The following is a 21,295-nucleotide window of genomic DNA, read 5'->3' on the forward strand; positions in this document are numbered from 1 at the left end:
GTTTAAGCTAACGCTATAGTATGACAGGAAGTTTTGGTTTTCTGAACTGTTTTACTAGGGTTTTGGGGCTTTTCTTTATTCTGTTGATTTTATAAAAGATGATTTGGATTGTAGTCAATACGTGCAACACCTTTGCATTGTAGTCTTATCATGTGGGTGTTGGCTTTTTTATTGATACCACCACCAAGGCAAAGACGTTGTTTTTAACTGCTTGCGATGCTGCAAATAGTGCGCATCATGCCGTTGTACTTCAACCCAAAATGCAGGACTATGATCAAAATGTCGTGTATGCGCCAACTCATGCACAGCAACATATCGCACAATTTGTTCAGGAAACAACACCAAGGCGCTATTGAGCATAATATGCTGTTGCGTACTGCAACTGCCCCAACGGGTTTTCGGTTGACGAATTGCGCACTGTTTAAATGGCAAAGCAATTTCATGACTGACTGTTTGCAAATATATCGGCAACATTTGTTTGGCATAAGCAATAACAAAGGCTTTTAAATATGCCGCAGGTTGGCGGTCACTAACCCATAGGCAATGCTGTTTTAAATCTAAAATAAAACTGTGTTTTTGTGTTTGATAATGAATATTTAAAGGCTCAGGCAAATTAAAAAGTGATAACTGATTTGGCAATTCACGCTGCACAAGTCCTTGCTGTGCTTGCTGTTTATGCCAAGTTTCAATCATCCACTGTTCAGATTGTTGCAAAAAATCCTGAATTTGTCGCTGAGTGCAATATTTCGGCACAGTTAAGCGAATTTGATTCGGCTCGACACGTAACCGTAAACGTGTTGCTTTTGCATGTGGTGTAATTTGAATTTCAGGTAAGTCGGATAATGTCATTGTTGTTCTTTTATTAAATCCTCCCCGACCCTCCTTTAATAAAGGAGGGAGAAAAGCCCCCTATTAAAAACAAGGGGCTTGGGAGACGAATTAAACCGCAGTACGTTCTTCAATGCCGTTATTGGTCGCTACAATTGCAATATCAGCTTTATTGATGGCAAAAATACCATTGGTCACAACACCCGGAATATCATTCAAGGTTTTTTCTAATTCCAACGCATTTAAAATATTTAAATTATAAATATCTAAAATCACGTTACCGTTATCAGTCACCACACCTTCACGGTAAGCAGGATCGCCACCTAAAGCCACAATTTTGCGTGCTACCGCAGAACGAGCCATTGGAATCACCTCAATTGGCAATGGAAACTCACGTCCTAATTGCTCTACCCATTTTGAATCATCGACAATACAGATAAACTTACGTGCAATAGAAGCCACAATTTTTTCACGGGTCAACGCTGCGCCGCCGCCTTTAATCATGTGCATGTGACGGTCAATTTCATCTGCACCATCAACATAAGCATCTAAACTGCCCACAGAGTTCATATCGACCACTTCAATACCAAGTTTCTTTAAGCGCTCCGCAGTCGCTTCAGAACTTGCCACAGCTGCTTCTAATTGTAATTCAGGCAATAAATCAATCAGGAAATTCACTGTACTGCCTGTACCTACCCCCAAAATCCCGCCTTTAGGCAAATGTTTTAATGCTGCTTTGGCAGCCGCTTGCTTCTTTTCATCTTGGGTAGCATACAGACTCATGACTTCACTCAACTATTTTTGACATTTGTTGCCGATTTTACAGCGCAAATGTGCAGGGGTTTGTTACAATAACCCCCTATTTTAAACTGTTAGATGGAAGATTAACATGCTGTCTCGTTTGGTTCGACAAATTTTACAAGCAACGGTCTACGATGTTGCAATCGAAACCCCACTCGACGCAGCGCCACGAATTAGTGAAAAACTGAACAATAACATTCGCTTTAAACGTGAAGACTTACAACCCGTATTCTCTTTTAAATTGCGTGGTGCATATAACCGTATTAGCCAGTTACCCAAAGACCAACTTGAACGTGGTGTAATTACCGCCTCTGCAGGCAACCATGCGCAAGGTGTAGCATTGTCTGGGCAAAAACTGGGCATTCGCGCCATTATCGTTATGCCTAAAACCACGCCAGATATTAAAGTACAAGCGGTAAAACGCTTGGGTGGCGAAGTGGTATTACATGGTGACTCATTTGATGTTGCCAACAAATATGCAATTCAACGTGCCCAAGATGAAGGCATGACTTTTATTCCACCGTATGACGATGAATTGGTCATGGCAGGTCAAGGTACGATTGCCAACGAAATTTTGCGTCAATGGCGCGATGTCGAATATGTTTTCGTTGCTGTTGGTGGTGGCGGTTTAATTGCAGGTGTTGCAGCCTACTTGGGCGATGTCGCACCGCATGTCAAAGTCATTCCTGTAGAATATGATGAATCGGCTTGCTTAAAAGCGGCTTTTGAAGCCAATGAACGGGTTATTTTGCCGCAAGTGGGTTTATTTGCCGATGGTACTGCTGTCGCACAAATTGGTGAGAAACCGTTTGAAGTTTTACAACTACAAAAATCAGATCAATCAGGCCCAATTGTTGAGCGCGATGTAGTTTTGGTGAATACCGATGAAATCTGTGCGGCAATTAAAGACACCTTTGATGAAAACCGCAGCATTGTAGAACCTTCAGGTGCAATGGCTTTGGCAGGCATCAAAAAATATGTCGAGCAACACCAATTGCAAAATAAAAATATTGTGTCAATTGTCTGTGGCGCAAACATGAACTTTGACCGTTTACGCTATATTGCGGAACGTACTGAACTCGGTGAACATAAAGAAGCAATTTTTGCCGTGACCATTCCAGAAGAAAAAGGTGCGTTCCTTAACTTCTGCCGTGCGCTGCAAGGTCGTAATATCACCGAGTTTAACTACCGCGCCAGCGATGCCACTGCTGCACAAGTCTTTGTCGGCATCAGCTTAAAATCTGGTGAAAAAGAACGCCACGACATTTATGAGTTACTCAAAACCCAGTACGATGTTGATGATTTGTCGGATGATGAAGTAGCAAAACTACACATTCGTTATTTGGTCGGTGGTCATGCCGATATTGAAAATGAACGTCTATTCCGTGTGGAATTTCCAGAGCGTCCGGGTGCATTACTGACTTTCTTGGAGCGCTTAGGCCCAACCCATAACATCACCCTGTTCCATTACCGTAACCACGGTGCAGCGGAAGGTCGTGTATTGGTCGGTTTAGAAGCTTCGGATGCCAAACAGAACCCAGATGGTTTAATTGAAACTTTGGAAAAGATCACTTATCCATACCAAGAGATTACTAATAACTTGGGTTATCAGCGTTTCTTAAAATAACCGATCACACATCTCAATAAGTGCAAAAAACCGCTGATTTCAGCGGTTTTTTAGTCATATTGCTACAGTATAGAGCCCTAAAATATTTTAGAATATTGGAAGAATAATATAATTTTTCAGGATGATGCTATGGCACAATTTGCTGTCATTGGTTTAGGTAGCTTTGGTGCAACTGTGGCGACACAATTGGTCAAACTCAACCATGATGTCATTGGGATTGATAGCAATAAAAAGTTTGTAGAAAACATTGCCGATCAAATTACCCATGCGGTGATTGCCGATGCAACCGATGAACACGTTTTGGAAGAACTGAATATTCAAAATTGTGATGCAGTGGTGGTCGCCATTGGTGAAGATATTGAAGCCAGTATTTTGTGTGTCTTAAATTTAAAGAATTTGGGTATTTCTAAAATTTACGTTAAAGCCAAAAGTAAAGCGCACACCATGATTTTGACCCATTTGGGCGTAAGTAAAATCATTCACCCTGAAGAAGATATGGGCGTTCGCATCGCGCAATCGCTGAGTTATCCGATGGTGAGTCGTTATATGAGCCTAAACGACAACCACTATATTGTAAAAGTAAAAATTAAAGACAACTTGCATGGCACGCGCATTCATAGTCTGATGTCACATGCACCCGAAGTTAAACTTTTACTGTTTAAACGTGCCGAAACGATTTTTTATACGCTTGAATCCAATTTAATGCTACAAACAGATGATATTTTGGTGGTTGAAGGACAACTTGAACCATTAAAACGCTTATCTAAACAATTTAAGTCAGAATGAAAAAAACAGCGAAACAACCAATCAAAACTGTCAATTTAAGCCCACCCAGTCTTTTGGCACTGGGCTTTTTAAGCTTTATTAGCATTGGCACAATCTTGCTGAAACTGCCCATTTCCCATCATGGCGAGATGAGTTGGATTAATGCCTTATTTACTGCTACATCTGCAGTGACGATCACTGGATTGTCTGTAGTGAATATTGGCGATGCTTATACCGTATTTGGGCAAATGGTCATTATGTTGTTGTTACAATGTGGTGGCTTAGGTTTTATGACTTTTGCGATTTTAGCGGTTTTAAGTTTGTCATCCAAAATTGGTTTAAAACAACAAATCATGGCGCAAGACACCATTGGGCAAACCAACCTGTCTAAAGTGTCGATGACCATTAAAAGCGTGTTGCTCTACTCATTGTTTTTTGAAGGGATTGGCACGGTTATTTTAACCTTGGCATGGATGCAGGATTATCCATTTAGCGATGCATTTTTCTATGCGGCTTTCTATAGTGTTTCAGCCTTTAACAATGGTGGATTTTCATTATTTCCCAATAGCTTAATGAGTTTTGCAGATCAATACCTGATTACCTTAACTATTAGTATGCTGTATATCATTGGCGGTATTGGTTTTGTGGTACTCATGGATATTAAACGTGCCAAACGCTGGAAAAAACTCTCACCCAATAGCAAGCTGATTTTATCGACCATTGCTGGTTTAAACTTTGTGGCCTTTCTGCTGATTTGGGCGATTGAAGCCAATAATCCACATACCCTTGCAGCCATGAGTATTGGCGATCAAGCCCTCAATGCATGGTTTCACGCTACCGTTCCTCGCTCATCAGGCTTTAATAGTCTAGATGTCGCAAGTATGCAAAATAGCTCGACCTTGCTCACCATGCTTCTGATGTTTATTGGTGGTGGTTCGCTCAGTACCGCAGGCGGTATTAAAGTTGGCACATTTATTATTGTCATTTTAAGTGTGATCAGTTTTTTAAGACGTTCAGATGAGGTGCGTGTGTTTAATCATGCTGTACCTGAACGTACCACCTTTAAAGCTTTGGCGGTGATCAGCATCACAGGTATGTTAATTTGCCTCGGTTTGTTTAGCTTACTTGCCCTTGAACCGAAACTGAATTTTTTAGACCTGTTGTTTGAGGCTGTATCTGCAGCGTGCACGGTGGGTTTATCCCGTGGTGTTACAGGTGAATTACAACCTGCCAGCTTAATTATTTTAATGTTGTTGATGTTTGCAGGTCGTTTAGGGCCGCTGACTTTGGCTTATTTAATCGCCACACCACAAAAAAGCCGACTTAAACATCCAACCGCAGATATTCAAGTTGGATAAAAGCTGGATACGATCCGACTTCAAAAACAAACGCCAATCTTCAAAATTGGCGTTTTATATTCAGCGAGCAATAATGAGAAATCAATCTTAATCTACTTAAAACCAATTCATTAAAGACACACCCAAACCAACATAGGTGGCGCGGTGGTTATAATCAATCAGGCTTTCACCATAACCATCAAACAATTGGAAATGACCGCGTAATTTTCCACTGATTGGGAAAACCCAGTCAAACTGTGCTGCACCGTGCGCGTCATCACCGCCTTTTAAGCTATGACGAAGCATCAAAGAAAAGTCATGCTCTTTCCAGCGATAAAATGCCAACATATCGCCACGCCCGATATAATTTTTAATTTCAGGGTTATTGTCATCGCTGCGGTCTTCTTCAATGCGATACCACGGACGTAACATCAAGGCAAAATTGTCTTTTTCAAAACCTAAATTAAAAATCACCCGATTCCAACTGCGTGATAATGGATCAGAACGACCATTGGATTGATGGTTCAACGTCACACCCAATAAACGACCATGCAGCCCCATAAGTGTATAGTTGGTGCGGAACATCAAACTGGCTTCAGGCTCATAATTGGTTTCACGAAATGGACGTGACTCATCACCATTATAAACCTGCCAACGTGATGACTGGGTATAACCTAGCCACACATCACCGTTATCACCCAACAGATTTTCTACCGCTTTGGTTTTTAAAGACAGCTGAAATTTGGTTTCCATTGAGGTCAGGTTTTGCTCCTTACCCACGGGAACGGTATTTTGCTCATTCAAGCTTTGTGGACGTTCATTTTTATCGGACGTCCAAAAAGTAGGCATCAAATACACAGGTTGATAAGCACGTAAATTCCATGTGCCTAATTTGCTATCGGGTGAAAGCTCCCAGCGCTTATCCAGTAAAGATACATTCGGATCAAGCTTTGGTACATCAAATGAAAATAAATTACTCACACCCACTGCAATTTTTTCTTTCACAGTTTCAGGTGCAAGTGCCTGAGCGGCTTGACGTTCGCTAATCAGCGCTGTTTTTTCTGCTTCAGGAATTTTAAACAGAGCATCGTAACACACCAAACGATCAGCATTTGACTCTAAAGCCACACAGGCTTCAGGTGTTGCAGGTGCAACTAAGCTAGCTGGGTCTTGTGCATAGGTTTTCGCCACAAACACAGTGCTGAGTGCGGCAACACTCAGCGACAGTCCTGTGCGTTCAAACAGTTTGAACGCGCTCATAAATCCCCCTAAGTTTTCGTTGTTATTTCACGTATCAGTTCACTTGTTTAATTTCAAAACCAAGTTCGAGCAATGCTTCACGTTTTGACACAGGTGCGACTACGGCTTTAGATGCTTGCTGCTGACGCAAATATTGCTCCGCAACACGTTTTAAATCGTCTAAAGTCACCGCCAATAAACGCTCACGTAATACTGTGCGGAATGAGGGTGTACGCGCGTGCAATAATGCATAACATGCAGTAATCGCTTCACCTGCAGGCGAACCTGGTTTATCCATACTAGCAATTAAACCTAAAATCGCTTCTTCTAGTTGATGCGGCAATTGCTCTGCATTAAATAACCAATCAATACTCGCTTCAAAGTCTGCGAAAGTTTCTGCCAAGCGTGGATCACGATAACTGTAAAAACGGAATGAACATGCATTGCCATCGTAGCTTGCACCGCCACCGTAAGCACCGCCTTTTTCACGGATTGCGCTGTGTAAGAAACCATTGCGCAAATATGCAGCCAATACCATCAAAGGTGCAGCATCAGGATGCGACACTTCCACCGCAGGATACGCAGCCGCACAGAATTGCACATTGGCTTGAATCAACCATGCCTGATCTTGCGTTGAATGATCTACAGGAACTTGAGTTAAAGCAGCAGGATTTTCTGCAACAATAAGTTTATCCCAAACTTCTTGAACTTCTTCGACCAAACGGTCAGATTGATGTTCTTCACATACTAACAAAAATTGCTTAGGTGCTTGCAGTAATTTATGGTGAATCAATTGCAATTCAGCAATCAATTTCTCGTATTCCGCTGCATCTTTTTCAATTTTAGCAACCAAGTCTGCCAACCAATTTAATGCGCCCAAACCTGTGTTGTTGTAATCACGCTGCGCCAAAGCACTGTGATGACGCCCTGCAATTTGCATGGCATAACTGTGCCCCGAACCCGACAAACGTGACTGCCAACGGGTTTTTCGTTGTTGTAACAGCTCAATAATGCGGTCTTTTTCATCAAAACGTAATTGCTCAAATGCTAATTTCAGCAAGCGGATGGCTTCAAGATTATTCACCAAAGACTTAGTGGTTAATGTGAGCCATGCACTGATCTGATTTTTGTCATCGACTTTAGAACGTAAAGATGCACCCATGCCCAAACCACCGCTAACTGCGGTTTGTAGCTGTTGCAATTCTAAATAGCCGTATTCACCTGCACCCACTTCGCCCATTAAAATGGACAGCAAATTAAAGTATGGCGATTGTACAATTTCATCTGGAATTTGAATCAACACTTGCTGATAGTAAATTCCATTGGTTCCTGCATGATATAAATTTAAAGGATAATCAATGCGGTTACTGATAATTTCACGCAACTCACCCTGCACAATATGCAAGGCTGCAGGCACATCTTCCAAACCAACTTTTGGCAATAAGTTCAAATCATCGGGCGTATCTTGACGGACTTTTAAAGCTTCCGTTTGCGCGACGATTTCTGCTTTTTGCTCATCTGTGAGTTGTGCGCCTATCTCAGCCAGACGTGCTTTTTCAAGTGCAGCATCTTTGGCCGATTTTTCTGCATCTGGAACCAAAGTCATTTGAACACGGTGCGGGTTATCAATTAAATGCGTCTGAATTAGCCGTGATAACCACATTGGATCTTTAAGTTCTTCTTTGACTTGCTCAATCGCAGTATCTACATCCCACACCTGAATTGGGTCATTGTGGTGAATTGCACTGCTTAAACCATTTAAAATCAAGCTCAATCCGTATGGCATACCATCGCCATTAATTTCACGCTGATGCAATTCAATTTGATGCAAAATTGCATCGACCAATGCCGTATCCACAGGCTGTGCAGCCACGTCTTGTAAAACTTTTAAAACGCCCGCCTGAAATTCTGCTGCATGTTCAGGGTTAGAACCTTGCACACCACAGAAGAAGGTCATTTCAAAGTTGGAATCATCCACGCCCGTCAATGGCCCTGTAGATTGTGCATGCGCCCAAGTTTCTAAATAATGACGCAGTGGTGATGCAGAATTTTCAAGTAAAACACCTTCAACCAAACGCATACCTAAGCGTAATTTAATATCGCTTGCTTCAGGCAATAACCACGCCAAAACATGATAAGTTTTATCTTTGAGTTCTTCTGCATCGACTGCATAACTTTCAGTCACTGCCACTGGCGCAGCTAAACGACGCTCAGGCTTCGAATACAACGTTTCGCCCTGTTCAAATTTCGCCAAAGCCAACTGTTCAAACTGTTCTTGTAAATCGTATGCAGGCGTATTGCCAAAAGTCATAAATACCGCATTACTTGGGTGATAATGTGACTTATAAAAATCTACCAATTCTTGATAGGTTAAATCTGGAATATCTTTCGGGTCGCCACCTGAATTGTAGTGGTAAGTTGTTTCAGGGAATAAATGATAAGCCAATTGGTGATAAAGCTGATCGGATGGCGAACTCATCGCACCTTTCATTTCATTAAATACCACGCCTTTATAAACAGGCTCGCCATTTTCCAGCTCAATACGAATACCTTCCTGAGCAAAATCGAGAGGATTTAAATTGGCTGCAAAAGCCGCATCCATATACACCGCAAGCAGGTTTTGGAAATCTTTTTTGTTTTGTGTTGCAAATGGATAAGCTGTCCAATCTGCCGCGGTAAATGCGTTCATAAAAGTATTCAATGAACGACGAATCATTAAAAAGAACGGGTCACGGACAGGGAATTTTTCAGAACCACACAACGCAGTATGTTCTAAAATATGTGCCTCACCTTTGGAGTCCATCGGCTGAGTGCGAAATGCGACTAAAAATACATTTTCATCATGTTCTGTCGCTAAGTGATAATGCACCGCACCTGTAACTTTATGTTTATATTCAGACACTAAAATGTCTAAGGCTTCAACATGGTGTTGACGTACCAACTGAAACGCAGGATGTACAGTCTGGGAAATGGTTTCAGTGACATCTACAGTCATGTGATCTCCTAAAAATAAGCAAATAAAAAACTAAAGCCATTATAGCTTTAGTTCTTTAGATAATTCACGTTGAAAACCCGACTAAATTGATTGAAATTTGCAAAGTATCAACAAAATGCTGCGCTGCACTGGCTGTAGCATGAGCAAAACTAGATCAGGTATTTAAAATAACTATAGTTTGGATGATTTTCGACATACACATAATTCTGTTTTTGATAAAAATGCGCTGCCGATTTGGTATCAGTGTTTAAACACAACGCCGAAAAATTAGCACGTGCTTTTTTCTCTAAATGTTGCAAGAGCTGTTTACCTACGCCATGTTTACGATAATTTGGCAAAACATAAAAACGACGTACACGTCCAATACGACTTTCAATATCTTGCTCATTCCATTGCTGGTTTAAGCCACCACATGCAACCAATTGATCACCATCGTAAACAAACAATAAAAACTCACCAGGCTGATTAAAGCGGTTTTTACCACTTTCCCATTCTTCAATTAAACGATGGACAAAATCAAAGCCTTCTTGAGCAGCATGTTTGGCCAAAGTCTGAATTTGCGTTGGTAACTCTTGTGCTTCTTTAATTTCGATGTTCATCTAACCTTCCTGATAACTCTGCTAAACCCCTATTTTTCATCAATAACATTCATTCAGCTGAATTTTATTCATGAAACTACAGCAATCCTGAGCATTGGTGTAAACTTAGCGTTTTTAATTTTGACTGTGATTTAAAGACATGGCAACTGTTGACCTTTTTGCAATTGGTAATGCATTAATTGACCAAGAATTTCAAGTCTCGGATGACTTTCTCATTCAACATAGCTTGCAAAAAGGTACTATGCAATTAACCGATGGTGAAACACAAGCAAATTTATACAACAACTTAATTAAAACACAAAGACATAAAGGCCAAGCTTCGGGTGGTTCTGCCGCAAATACCACCGTTGCATTTAGTGCTTTAGGTGGTCAAGCCTTCTATGCCTGCCGTGTTGGTAACGATGAATTGGGTGATATTTACCTCAAAGGCTTAAATGAAGCAGGTATTCACACCACAACCAAATCGGTCAGTGAAGGCGTTACAGGGACTTGTATGGTACTTGTGAGTGATGACTCTGAACGTACCATGCACACTTACTTGGGCATTACCGCAGAACTTTCTGCTACACAAATTGATTTTGAGCCACTTAAAACAGCAAAATGGCTTTATATCGAAGGTTATTTATCTACTAGTGATACTGCACGTGCTGCGGTAAAACAAGCGCGTGAAATTGCCAAAGCCAATCAGGTTAAAATTGCACTGACTTTATCTGATCCTGCCATGGTGCAATATGCGCGTGAAGGTTTGGATGAGTTACTAGATGATGGTGTGGATTTGATCTTCTGTAACCAGCAAGAAGCCATGATGTACACAGGAACGGAAACGGCTGAAGCGGCATTAGAACAACTAAAACAAAAAAGCAAATACATTGTCATTACATTGAGCGCACAAGGTGCCCTAATTTATGATGGCAACAACGCTTTTTCTGTACCAGGTCGTCAAGTCACTGCTGTTGATGCCAACGGTGCGGGTGATGCCTTTGCAGGTTCATTCCTGTATGCACTCAATGCAGGCTTAGGTTTCCAAACTGCAGCTCAACTTGCCATTCTGATTTCAAGTGAAGTGGTTTCTCAATTCGGCCCTCGTCTTGCGGTAGAAGATTACGCTAAACTTTTGCATAGCATTCAAAAGGAATCTACATAATGAATAAAATTTGTATGATGGAAGACATTCCTGAGCGTGAAGCACGTGCCTACGAAACGCCAAATGGTGACACAATTTTTATCACCCAACGTGATGGCATGTATTACGCTTACCAAAACGTCTGCCCACACCTACAAGTGGAATTAGAATTTTTAGAAAACCAGTTCTTAGACCGCGACCAAGAATATATCGAATGCTCAACGCATGGTGCATTGTTTATGGTTGAAACAGGTGAATGTATTTCTGGCCCTTGTTTAGGTCAATCACTTGAAAAAGTCGAGATCAGCGTTCATTCAGATGGTGGGATTTACTTGATCAACGACTAACTTTTTTGCAACTTTCAGAAAGAAGCGAAAAGTTCCAAATCTTAGCTCTATACAAAACTAGATCATTTATCTATGCTCTCTAAGCAGAGCTAGATCAATGATCTGTGTCTAAATAGCATCACCTATAAATATTTCAACACGTGAGTTTAGCGCATGCATGAGTTTTTATCTGATTTGAACTTAATGCCCTTTCACCTCAGCCTAGTTGTTTTATTGCTACTCAGCACTGTCGAAACGATTGGTTATTACTTTAATTTTCGTCCAAGTCAGTTGCTCAAACGTGCATTTTCACAACGAATTACAGAATCGCCACTTTTAGATGTTAAATTTTCTAAAGTACTGATTTTTGTTTTTTTACTGATGAATTTCAGTGTTGCAGGATATTTTTTACAGTTTTTGATTTACTCACAACAACAACATTTCGTTCCTGCTTATTACATTATTATTCCAGCGTTTATTATTGCCATCTTTTTTACAGTCTTCATGATTCACTGTTTAGACCAAGTGATTAAGCCCAAATATAGCGTGCGCCAAGTCGATTTACTCGGACGTTTAGCCACAATTTCCAGTGGTAATGCCCGTCCTGGTTTTTCTGCACAAGCACGTGTACGTGATGAGTTTGGGCAACTGCATTATGTGCAGGTTGAACCTGAATTTGGTGAACTTGAATTTCAAGCTCAAATTATTATTGTGCGCAAAAAAAGATCTCACTATCTTGCCAAAAAAATTTCGGCATCAAATAACCTATTTAGCAATCAATAAGTTATTTTTTAAGATTTAAAACCAATCTTGCTGACCTAAGAAAGTTAAAATTTTTCACTCAAACTCAACACAATCTGTTTGTTTATAAACGATACATTTCATGTGATCTGAACAATATTTACACAAAATCATTATGAAAAAATGCTGTTTACCCTAGACTAAGCCAAAGACAAAGCACCACTACATTGTAGGGAAATAAAAAAATATGCGGAATCGTCATTAAACTTTAACAAAAGAATGAGAATAATTATTAGCTGATAATATCTCTAATTTATTGCTATTTTTAGATTGATTTTTATTCATAGCAATTTAGTCAGATTTGCTTTTTTAAAATATAAGTATTTTAGTCAGATTTTGAATTATTAATTACAAGTGTTTCTGTCAAGTTTAAAAAATATTACTTTCCTCCATTTATTCTCTGCAACACCCAAAAACAAACTATTGATTTATAATAAGTTAACAATATATTTTCATTTTAACTGTGCCAGCTATTTTTTTTTGTATGTTTTTGTTTAATAATATAAAACACAGTTTAAAAAATAGGCTTATAAAAGTGAGCTTAGTTCCTAAAGATTTAAATAGAAAAGTAGTTCGTGAACTCACGGTCATTTTAATAATTAAGGTCGTGCTGTTAATGGTCATCAAAAATATTTGGTTTGATGCCCCAACTATTCCTCAAAATTTTGATTCACAAGTTGCTGAGCGTATTGCTGGCAGTCCTTCCTCAATCAAGGAGACACGTTGATGATTTCTGAAAGCGTGGTCGATCTCTCGCGGTTCCAATTCGCAATGACCGCGATGTATCACTTTATTTTTGTTCCACTGACTTTAGGTCTGGCTTTTATTCTTGCCATTATGGAAACCACGTATGTGATTTCTGGTAAAGAAATTTATAAAGACATGACCAAATTCTGGGGAAAACTCTTCGGTATTAACTTTGCCTTAGGGGTAACCACTGGTTTAACCATGGAGTTCCAGTTTGGTACAAACTGGGCGTATTACTCACACTACGTGGGTGATATCTTTGGTGCACCACTCGCAATTGAAGGTTTAATGGCCTTCTTCTTAGAATCGACCTTCATTGGTTTATTCTTCTTTGGATGGGATCGCCTCTCCAAAGTGCAGCACTTATGTGTAACGTGGCTGGTTGCACTTGGTTCTAATATGTCCGCTCTCTGGATTTTAGTTGCCAACGGCTGGATGCAGAACCCAGTGGGTTCTACCTTTAACTACGAAACCATGCGTATGGAATTGGTTGACTTCGGGGCGTTAATTTTTAACCCTGTTGCGCAAGTTAAATTCGTACACACTGTTTCTGCAGGTTATGTAACGGGTGCTATTTTCGTTTTAGCGATTTCAAGTTATTACTTATTGAAAAAGCAAGACTTGCCATTTGCGCGTCGTTCATTCGCTATTGCAGCAATTTTCGGTTTAGCTTCTACTTTATCTGTAATTCTACTTGGTGATGAATCAGGTTATGAATTAGGTGATGTTCAAAAAACCAAACTCGCAGCAATTGAAGCAGAATGGGATACTCACCCTGCTCCTGCAGCGTTCACTTTATTTGGTATTCCAAACGAAGAAACGCAAACGACAGATTACGCAGTTAAAATTCCTTATGTCATGGGGATTATTGCAACGCGTTCTATCACCGAAGAAGTGACTGGTATTAAAGACCTGATCGCAAACCACGAAGTTCGTATTCGTAACGGTATGGTTGCTTATCAACAACTTGAGCAATTACGTGCGGGCGACCAATCTCCTGAACTTAAAGCTGCATTTGAGCAAACTCAAACCGATTTGGGTTATGGTTTATTGTTGAAAAAATACACGCCAAACGTAGTAGATGCGACTGACGAACAAATTAAAATGGCTGCTGCGGATACTATTCCACACGTACCAAGTTTGTTCTGGGCATTCCGTGCCATGGTAGCTTCTGGTTTCTTAATGCTGTTGTTATTCGCACTTGCAACTTTTGCAGTGGCTAAACGCAACGCAGAAAGCAAACCTTGGTTATTAAAATTTGCGTTATTCTCATTACCATTACCTTGGATTGCAGCGCAAACAGGTTGGTATGTAGCAGAAGTTGGTCGTCAACCATGGACAATTGGTGAAGTACTTCCAACACACTTGTCTGCATCTTCACTCAGCACTGGCGACGTATGGGGCTCAATCATTGCATTGGCAGCGTTCTATACCGTTTTGCTGATTATTGAAATGTACTTGATGATCAAATTCTCACGTCTAGGCCCAAGCTCGCTTCATACTGGTAAATACCACTTCGAGAAAATTGAAGCTGCGAAAAAAGCCAATGAGGAGGCTTAAGCATGATCGAATATGAATTACTCAAAATCATTTGGTGGGTGTTAGTGGGTGTATTACTCATTGGCTTTGCCCTCACCGATGGCTTCGACATGGGCTCAATGGCGATCATGCCATTTGTAGGTAAAAATGACGAAGAACGCCGTGCTGCAATCAACACGATTGCACCGCACTGGGATGGTAACCAGGTTTGGTTCATTACAGCGGGTGGCGCGTTATTTGCTGCTTGGCCAATGGTATATGCAACAGCATTCTCAGGCATGTATTGGGCACTACTCTTAGTTCTGTTTGCCCTATTCCTGCGCCCAGTTGGTTTTGACTACCGCTCAAAACTTGAAAACACCAAATGGCGTACATCTTGGGACTGGGGTTTGGCTGTAGGTGGTGCAGTTCCTGCATTAGTGTTCGGTGTTGCGTTTGGTAATATGTTCCTTGGCGTACCATTTACCCTAGACGAAACTGTACGTTCAACATATACAGGCAGCTTCTTTGCATTATTAAACCCATTCGCTTTAGTGTGTGGTTTAGTCAGCTTGTCTATGCTTTGCGCGCATGGTGGTGCATGGTTAATGCTGCGTACCGATGGTGACTTACGTGCACGCTCTGCAAAAGCAACGCAAATCATGGGCATTGTGTTCCTTGTGTGTTTCTTGGGTGCAGGCGCATGGCTATACTTCGGTGGTATCGAAGGTTATACCCTAGTCACTCCATACGACACGAACGGCGTAGCAAACCCATTGGCTAAAGAAGTTTTAACCAATGCAAACCCAGGTTGGATGAACAACTACTCAGCGTACCCTATTACCATGATTGCACCAATTATGGGCATCTTGGGCGGTATTTTGATTATTCTTGCAGCAGGTAAAAACAAAGCTGGTTTAAGTTTCACAGGTTCATCTTTAGCGGTGATCGGTGCGATTTTAACTGCAGGTTTTGCATTGTTCCCATTCTTAATGCCATCAAGCCTCAACCCAGTTGCAAGCTTGACCATGTGGGATGCGGTATCAAGTAAAAACACATTAACTGTAATGACTGTTGCAGCATGTATCTTCGTACCAATTATTTTGCTATACACCACTTGGTGTTACTACAAAATGTGGGGCGTTATCACCAACAAGCACATTAAAGAGAATTCACACAGCCTTTACTAAGGCTGTGTCTAAGGAGAATAAATTATGTGGTACTTTGCATGGATTCTCGGTATTCTGATGGCATGCTTTGCAGGTGTCTTGAGTGCCCTGTATATTGAATCTCATCAAGACCTTGACGAGGAATAATTAGATGACAGACACTGCAGTGAACGCTGAAACAACAGTTCAAAAACCGAACAAGATTGCGATGGTTATTTCATGTTTATTGGCATTCCCACTCGCAGCTGTACTGCTTCTTCATCCAGCAGCAATGCTGGATGCCAACGGTGAATATAGCCACCGTGCCATGATGTTTATTATGATTGGTATTTCAGGTGGCTTTGTACACGGTGTTGGTTTTATTCCACGCTTTTGGTTTTGGAAATGGTTATTTAGCCCATTTGTGGCTTGGCCATTGATGATTTGGGGTTATTACACTTGGTTTCTTTAATGAGGTGTAAATAAATTCCTTGAAAAGAGCGCAATATGCGCTCTTTTTTATTGGCTTAATATTTAGGAGCCGCAGATCATTCCTCTGCATCTTCACCATATAAAACAGCGTATAAAATTTTGAAACTTACAATCTAAAAGAAGAACTAAGCTCAAAACTCAGGCAGAAAAAAGCCAAACACTACGGTTTGGCTTTTTTCACAACATATTTTCGCACTTGGCAATGATTATGCACCTTGCTTAAAGCATATTGTTATTTCGGCTCAATGGGTGCAAACGGTGCAACCACATCGGCATTCTGCGCACGATGACGCATGAAATGATCCATCAATACAATCGCAAGCATAGCTTCTGCAATTGGCGTTGCACGCACACCTACGCAAGGATCATGGCGTCCTTTGGTCAGTACATCCGTATCTTCACGGTTTAAATTAATGGTTTTACCAGGTGTAGTAATACTGGCTGTTGGTTTTAAAGCAATCGCAACACGAATATCTTGACCACTAGAAATACCGCCTAAAATACCGCCTGCATGGTTCGCCAAAAAGCCGTCAGTGGTCAGTTCGTCACGGGTTTCATGTCCAAACTGCGCTGCCACTGCAAAACCATCTCCAATTTCAACGCCTTTCACAGCATTGATAGACATCATGGCATGGGCAATATCGGCATCTAAACGATCAAAAACAGGTTCGCCCCAACCCACAGGCACTTTTTCAGCCACAATTTCCAGTTTTGCACCACAGCTTGTACCCTGTTCACGCAATGACGTTACCAATGCTTCAAAACGTGGTACAGCATCGGCATCGCCACAGAAAAATGGATTATTTGGTACTTCGTTCCAATCTAGCTTTTCAGCTTTTTCTGTACCAATTTGAGTGACGTGACCACGAATCACAATTCCAAATTTTTCGAACAGGTATTTTTTTGCAATTGCACCTGCTGCAACGCGCATTGCTGTTTCACGTGCGCTTGAACGTCCACCACCACGATAATCGCGGAAACCATACTTTTGCGTATAGGTATAATCTGCATGCCCAGGGCGGAAAGTCTGTGCAATATTACCGTAGTCTTTCGATTTTTGGTCAGTATTACGAATCAGTAAACCAATTGAAGTTCCAGTGGTTTTACCTTCAAAGACACCTGAAATAATTTCAACTTCATCGGGTTCTTTACGCTGTGTCGCAAACTTAGACGTACCCGGTTTACGGCGATCCAAATCTTTTTGTAAATCTTCTGCAGACAGTTCAATCCCCGGTGGCACGCCATCGACAATCGCCATCAGACCTACGCCATGAGATTCACCACAAGTCGTTACACGGAAAAGTTGCCCTATACTATTACCTGCCACGTCCAACGACTCCTTATGCTTGAACAGATTGAATAAATAAATCGCGATATTGACGGCATTGTGCTGCAGTCAATGCAAAAATACCTGAACCACCTTTTTGGAATTTTAACCAGTGCAAATCAACCGTGTTGAAATTCTGTTTCATCGCCCATTCAGAATTACCTACTTCAATCACAATCAGACCATCTTCAGTTAAGTAATCTGCCGCCTGCGCCAACATTTTACGGACTAAATCTAAGCCGTCTTGCCCTGCTGCCAATGCCAATTCTGGCTCATGATGGAATTCTTCAGGTAAATCTGCCATATCTTCCGCATCAACATACGGCGGGTTAGATACGATTAAATCATACTGATTTTCGGCTGGGATTTTGGCGAATAAATCAGACTCAAGCAACGCCACTTGGTATTGTTTGTTGTGATGTTCACAGTTAATTTGTGCGACTTCCAAAGCATCTTTTGAAATGTCAGTTGCATCGACTTCAGCATCTGGAAAAGCATAAGCCAAAGCAATCGCAATACAACCTGAACCCGTGCACATATCCAAAATACGTTGTGGGGTTTTAGGCGCAGCATTGGCTGGTAAATTGTTATCTGCTTCGCGCATTTGACCTTCTTCATCTAGGCAATATGGCGCAAAACGATTTTCAATTAGCTCGGCAATAGGTGAACGTGGAATTAGAACACGCTCATCTACATAAAATGGTTTTCCGAAGAAATACGCCAAGTTTAATAAGTAAGAAGTTGGTACTTTTTCATTGATACGGCGTTCGAGCAAGCTTAAAAATTCAGCTGCTTCGCTCGGCAATAATTTTGCATCTAAAATTTCAGCGTCTGCATTCCAGTCTAAAGACAAAGTTTGTAACACCAATGCAGAACTTTCTGCAAAATAATCTTCTGTACCTTGACCTAAATGTGCATCGTATTGACGTAGTGCTGTAACCCCAAAGCGAATAAAATCACGAATGGTTGATAGGTTTTCAGCAGCTTCCTGCAAATGTTCAGGGCTAATTGTCGGTCGATCCACTTAAGGCGCTCCAAGGTCAAATTTTAAAACGCCTTATGATACCTTGTTTTGCTCGGTTTTATAATGTTTAAGCAGTTTCCAAGTAATTTATTTACTATGGTTTTACTTATTTGATTCCCACAAACTGACCTTGATAATAATCAGCGCGCTCTGCTGTTTGCAGCAAAACACATTGTGCACGTTGTAATGCGGCAAAATCGCTTTGAGTCGATAAATAACAGCGTTGTTTTACACGGTTTTCCCAAAGTTGATGCTGTTGTTGAATATTACTGGCATTGCCTGCGCTGCGTTTTACATAGGCTTTATAGTGTTTTTTGAGTCGTTTGGTTTGTGCTTTTTGCTCAGTTTTAATACATTTTTGCGATTGGGAAATTTTGCCATAACTATTGTTCATACATTGCGTATAGCCTTGTGAAACGCCATTCGCCCAAACTTGAGCTGTACCCAAAGTCAGCATCCCCAATAGTGTAAATATCCAAACTTTCATATTTTCCCCTGAGCGCAGTCTGTTTTTAAAGCGCGGTAAATTTTCAATATTTTATAATTTTACAAAACCCAAATTGCTGCATTGATGCTACAAGATTCAGGTTAAAAAGCATATAGTCAATCCCCTGCTTTTTATGATTCAGTCTATGATAAATGCACAACAATCATTGAAAAATGTGACAATATCCCAATAATTGAATTACTCATTTTATAGATGAAACTTTCAGCCTTATGAGCTACAAACACAATAATTTGATGGCCATGCGCCAAAGCTATTGGAACGACAACCACTCTGAAGCAGTCTTGATTGAAAAACATTTTTTTCAGCAAATTTTGATTGAAAACGGCATTTTTGAAAATGCGTCATTAGATGATGCCAAATATCTATTTTTTAGTTTGCCCAGCGTGATTATTGTGAAAGGTTATGCACACGGTTTTTTACACCATTCTGTAAAATTGATGATTCTCAAATTTATCCAAGACAACAAAGCACAATTGATGAAAAAAACTGAAACTAAAGTGCAATATCGGATGTAAAAGTCTTTTTAAGCCGTTTTTCATACTTTTTTCACGAGGAAACTCGTCGTTCAGCAAGTTGAACTTTTTTAATACGTTAAGACGCGCTAATATCCGTTACAATCTAATTTTCCTGCGTATTGCTGATTTAAGGATTGATTTTAATGTCAGATCAGAACGATAAGCTTAAACAACTCAAGACTTCCTCTATGGATCGACGCTTATCCATCGCAAAGGCATCTTTACTAGCAGGAACACGATGGGCAGCCTCGAATGCCACCTCTATGTTTTCAAGCGAAGAAGAAAAAGAACGTAAACGAAAAAAAGCCATGAAAGAACAAGCCGATTACTTGGTGGCTGAAATTGGCAAACTCAAAGGCTCTATCGTGAAGATTGGGCAAATGATGGCGCTGTACGGCGAACATTTTTTACCTGAAGAAATTACGCAAGCACTCAACACGCTGAATAACCAGACTGTCGCATTGGCATGGCCTGCAATTAAACAGCAATTACAGGCACAGTTAGGTGCCAAACTTGATGATCTCACCATTGATCATGAGCCATTAGGTACAGCCTCTTTGGCTCAAGTTCACCGCGCGACCCGCAAGTCAGATGGTTTGGAGTTAGTATTAAAAATCCAATATCCAGGCGTAGCAGATGCGATTGACTCAGACATGAGCCTATTTAGAAATATGCTCAAATTGACACGCATGGTGCCGCAAACCCGTGAATTTGATCAGTGGTTTGATGAAGTGCGTGAAATGATGCATCGTGAAGTCAACTATCAAATTGAAGCGGAAACGACACGTCGTTTTGCTGCCCGTTTAAAAGATGATCCGCGCTACATTGTGCCGCAAATTGTGGATGAATACTGTAGCGACCAAGTGCTGTGTATGACCTTTGAACGTGGCGTACCGATTAACAGCCCTGTCATGCTCTCATTACCTCAAGAACGCCGTAACCAATTAGGCGAAGCCTCTTTAGAAATTGCTGTGCGTGAAGTATTTGAATGGGGCGAAATGCAGACTGACCCGAACTTTGGCAACTACTTAGTTCGCTTAGGTAATGGTGAAGATATTCACGATAAAATTGTACTGCTCGACTTTGGTGCTATTCGTCAATTTGATCAACACTTGCTGACTGTGGCGCGTAATTTGATCAAGGCGGGTTATTACCACGACCCACAAATGATGGTGAATGCCATGACGGGTTATGAGTTTTTTGACAGCATCCCTGAAAGCATTAAACCTGACATGGCAAAAGTGTTTCTATTGGCAACCGAAGCCTTTAGTCACTTAGACAATAACCGCGATTTACCTGTAGGCGTGATGGATGAACAATCGCGCTATGACTGGAAAAAAAGTCAGCTGCATAGCCGTGTCATGCAACAAGCATCTAAATCGATGGCTTCGCGTTACTTTAGTGTGCCGCCTAAAGAATTTATGTTTATTAGCCGTAAATTTATTGGTGCCTACACCTTTATGACCGTGATTGATGCGAAAACCAATGTCCGCAAAATGATTCAAAAGTTTATTTAAGTCCCAACTTTTATTTCTTTGATCAAAGCTGTTATATAGACCTAAATGATTGTTGCCC

General features: G+C 40.8%; 21 protein-coding genes. 13 read left to right on the top strand and 8 right to left on the bottom strand.

Annotated features, from left to right (window positions below; all coding sequences use genetic code 11):
- Positions 1-168: 168 nt before the first annotated feature.
- Positions 169-849, bottom strand: a complete 681-nt coding sequence (locus FTT74_RS04370) for a M48 family metallopeptidase (protein WP_179988618.1) — start codon at positions 847-849, stop codon at positions 169-171.
- A 90-nt stretch (positions 850-939) separates the two neighbouring features.
- The gene (gene rpiA / locus FTT74_RS04375; protein WP_004973429.1) at positions 940-1,611 is read right to left on the bottom strand and encodes a ribose-5-phosphate isomerase RpiA; all 672 of its coding nucleotides are present in this window, start codon (positions 1,609-1,611) and stop codon (positions 940-942) included.
- A 106-nt stretch (positions 1,612-1,717) separates the two neighbouring features.
- Here rpiA and ilvA point away from each other — a divergent pair, with 106 nt between their 5' ends.
- The 3 genes from ilvA to FTT74_RS04390 all read left to right on the top strand — a co-directional run bounded on the left by ilvA (position 1,718) and on the right by FTT74_RS04390 (position 5,379).
- The gene (gene ilvA, locus FTT74_RS04380) at positions 1,718-3,256 is read left to right on the top strand and encodes a threonine ammonia-lyase, biosynthetic (protein ID WP_019837302.1); all 1,539 of its coding nucleotides are present in this window, start codon (positions 1,718-1,720) and stop codon (positions 3,254-3,256) included.
- Between the two features lie 129 nt (positions 3,257-3,385).
- On the top strand, positions 3,386-4,042 hold the full coding sequence (locus tag FTT74_RS04385) for a TrkA family potassium uptake protein (protein ID WP_004973425.1): 657 nt from the start codon (positions 3,386-3,388) through the stop codon (positions 4,040-4,042).
- On the top strand, positions 4,039-5,379 hold the full coding sequence (locus FTT74_RS04390) for a TrkH family potassium uptake protein (RefSeq protein WP_004973423.1): 1,341 nt from the start codon (positions 4,039-4,041) through the stop codon (positions 5,377-5,379). The genes FTT74_RS04385 and FTT74_RS04390 overlap by 4 nt, the downstream gene beginning before the upstream one ends.
- Before the next feature lie 96 nt (positions 5,380-5,475).
- Here the strand turns inward: FTT74_RS04390 and FTT74_RS04395 are convergent, their stop codons facing one another.
- From FTT74_RS04395 to FTT74_RS04405, 3 genes are all read right to left on the bottom strand, one after another.
- Positions 5,476-6,618, bottom strand: coding sequence for a phospholipase A (locus FTT74_RS04395; RefSeq protein WP_179988619.1), 1,143 nt, complete (start codon positions 6,616-6,618; stop codon positions 5,476-5,478).
- A gap of 34 nt (positions 6,619-6,652) precedes the next feature.
- Positions 6,653-9,592, bottom strand: coding sequence for an insulinase family protein (locus FTT74_RS04400; protein WP_179988620.1), 2,940 nt, complete (start codon positions 9,590-9,592; stop codon positions 6,653-6,655).
- Positions 9,593-9,741: 149 nt separating this feature from the next.
- Positions 9,742-10,191, bottom strand: a complete 450-nt coding sequence (locus FTT74_RS04405; protein ID WP_004973417.1) for a GNAT family N-acetyltransferase — start codon at positions 10,189-10,191, stop codon at positions 9,742-9,744.
- Positions 10,192-10,330: 139 nt separating this feature from the next.
- Here FTT74_RS04405 and FTT74_RS04410 point away from each other — a divergent pair, with 139 nt between their 5' ends.
- From FTT74_RS04410 to FTT74_RS04445, 8 genes are all read left to right on the top strand, one after another.
- Positions 10,331-11,335 (top strand): adenosine kinase, encoded by a 1,005-nt coding sequence (locus FTT74_RS04410; protein ID WP_179988621.1) that lies wholly within the window; start codon positions 10,331-10,333, stop codon positions 11,333-11,335.
- A gap of 14 nt (positions 11,336-11,349) precedes the next feature.
- Positions 11,350-11,661 (top strand): Rieske 2Fe-2S domain-containing protein, encoded by a 312-nt coding sequence (locus tag FTT74_RS04415; protein WP_179988655.1) that lies wholly within the window; start codon positions 11,350-11,352, stop codon positions 11,659-11,661.
- Positions 11,662-11,814: 153 nt separating this feature from the next.
- On the top strand, positions 11,815-12,423 hold the full coding sequence (locus tag FTT74_RS04420) for an OB-fold-containig protein (protein ID WP_096900848.1): 609 nt from the start codon (positions 11,815-11,817) through the stop codon (positions 12,421-12,423).
- A 553-nt stretch (positions 12,424-12,976) separates the two neighbouring features.
- Positions 12,977-13,168, top strand: a complete 192-nt coding sequence (gene cydP / locus FTT74_RS04425; protein WP_004973408.1) for a cytochrome oxidase putative small subunit CydP — start codon at positions 12,977-12,979, stop codon at positions 13,166-13,168.
- Positions 13,168-14,748, top strand: coding sequence for a cytochrome ubiquinol oxidase subunit I (locus FTT74_RS04430; RefSeq protein ID WP_096900849.1), 1,581 nt, complete (start codon positions 13,168-13,170; stop codon positions 14,746-14,748). Before cydP ends, FTT74_RS04430 begins: the two co-directional genes overlap by 1 nt.
- A 2-nt stretch (positions 14,749-14,750) precedes the next feature.
- Entirely contained in the window at positions 14,751-15,896 is a 1,146-nt protein-coding gene (cydB, locus tag FTT74_RS04435) for a cytochrome d ubiquinol oxidase subunit II (protein WP_004973405.1), read from the top strand.
- A 24-nt stretch (positions 15,897-15,920) separates the two neighbouring features.
- Positions 15,921-16,022, top strand: coding sequence for a cytochrome bd-I oxidase subunit CydX (gene cydX / locus FTT74_RS04440; protein WP_004860610.1), 102 nt, complete (start codon positions 15,921-15,923; stop codon positions 16,020-16,022).
- A 4-nt stretch (positions 16,023-16,026) separates the two neighbouring features.
- The gene (locus FTT74_RS04445) at positions 16,027-16,326 is read left to right on the top strand and encodes a cyd operon YbgE family protein (RefSeq protein ID WP_004973403.1); all 300 of its coding nucleotides are present in this window, start codon (positions 16,027-16,029) and stop codon (positions 16,324-16,326) included.
- A 252-nt stretch (positions 16,327-16,578) separates the two neighbouring features.
- Here FTT74_RS04445 and aroC read toward each other — a convergent pair whose 3' ends face one another.
- From aroC to FTT74_RS04460, 3 genes are all read right to left on the bottom strand, one after another.
- The gene (gene aroC, locus FTT74_RS04450; RefSeq protein ID WP_004973401.1) at positions 16,579-17,673 is read right to left on the bottom strand and encodes a chorismate synthase; all 1,095 of its coding nucleotides are present in this window, start codon (positions 17,671-17,673) and stop codon (positions 16,579-16,581) included.
- Between the two features lie 13 nt (positions 17,674-17,686).
- Positions 17,687-18,697, bottom strand: coding sequence for a 50S ribosomal protein L3 N(5)-glutamine methyltransferase (prmB, locus tag FTT74_RS04455; RefSeq protein WP_004973398.1), 1,011 nt, complete (start codon positions 18,695-18,697; stop codon positions 17,687-17,689).
- Between the two features lie 106 nt (positions 18,698-18,803).
- Complete coding sequence (locus tag FTT74_RS04460) at positions 18,804-19,184, bottom strand: DUF1311 domain-containing protein (protein WP_004973395.1); 381 nt, start codon at positions 19,182-19,184, stop codon at positions 18,804-18,806.
- A gap of 230 nt (positions 19,185-19,414) precedes the next feature.
- On the opposite strand from FTT74_RS04460, the gene FTT74_RS04465 reads away from it, so the two are divergent.
- Both FTT74_RS04465 and FTT74_RS04470 read left to right on the top strand, forming a co-directional pair.
- Complete coding sequence (locus FTT74_RS04465; protein ID WP_179988622.1) at positions 19,415-19,720, top strand: hypothetical protein; 306 nt, start codon at positions 19,415-19,417, stop codon at positions 19,718-19,720.
- A 143-nt stretch (positions 19,721-19,863) separates the two neighbouring features.
- The gene (locus FTT74_RS04470; RefSeq protein ID WP_179988623.1) at positions 19,864-21,237 is read left to right on the top strand and encodes an AarF/ABC1/UbiB kinase family protein; all 1,374 of its coding nucleotides are present in this window, start codon (positions 19,864-19,866) and stop codon (positions 21,235-21,237) included.
- Positions 21,238-21,295 lie beyond the last annotated feature (58 nt).

Origin of the sequence: Acinetobacter sp. YH01007, assembly GCF_013420425.1 — a bacterium.
GTDB classification, from domain to species: Bacteria; Pseudomonadota; Gammaproteobacteria; order Pseudomonadales; family Moraxellaceae; genus Acinetobacter; species Acinetobacter towneri.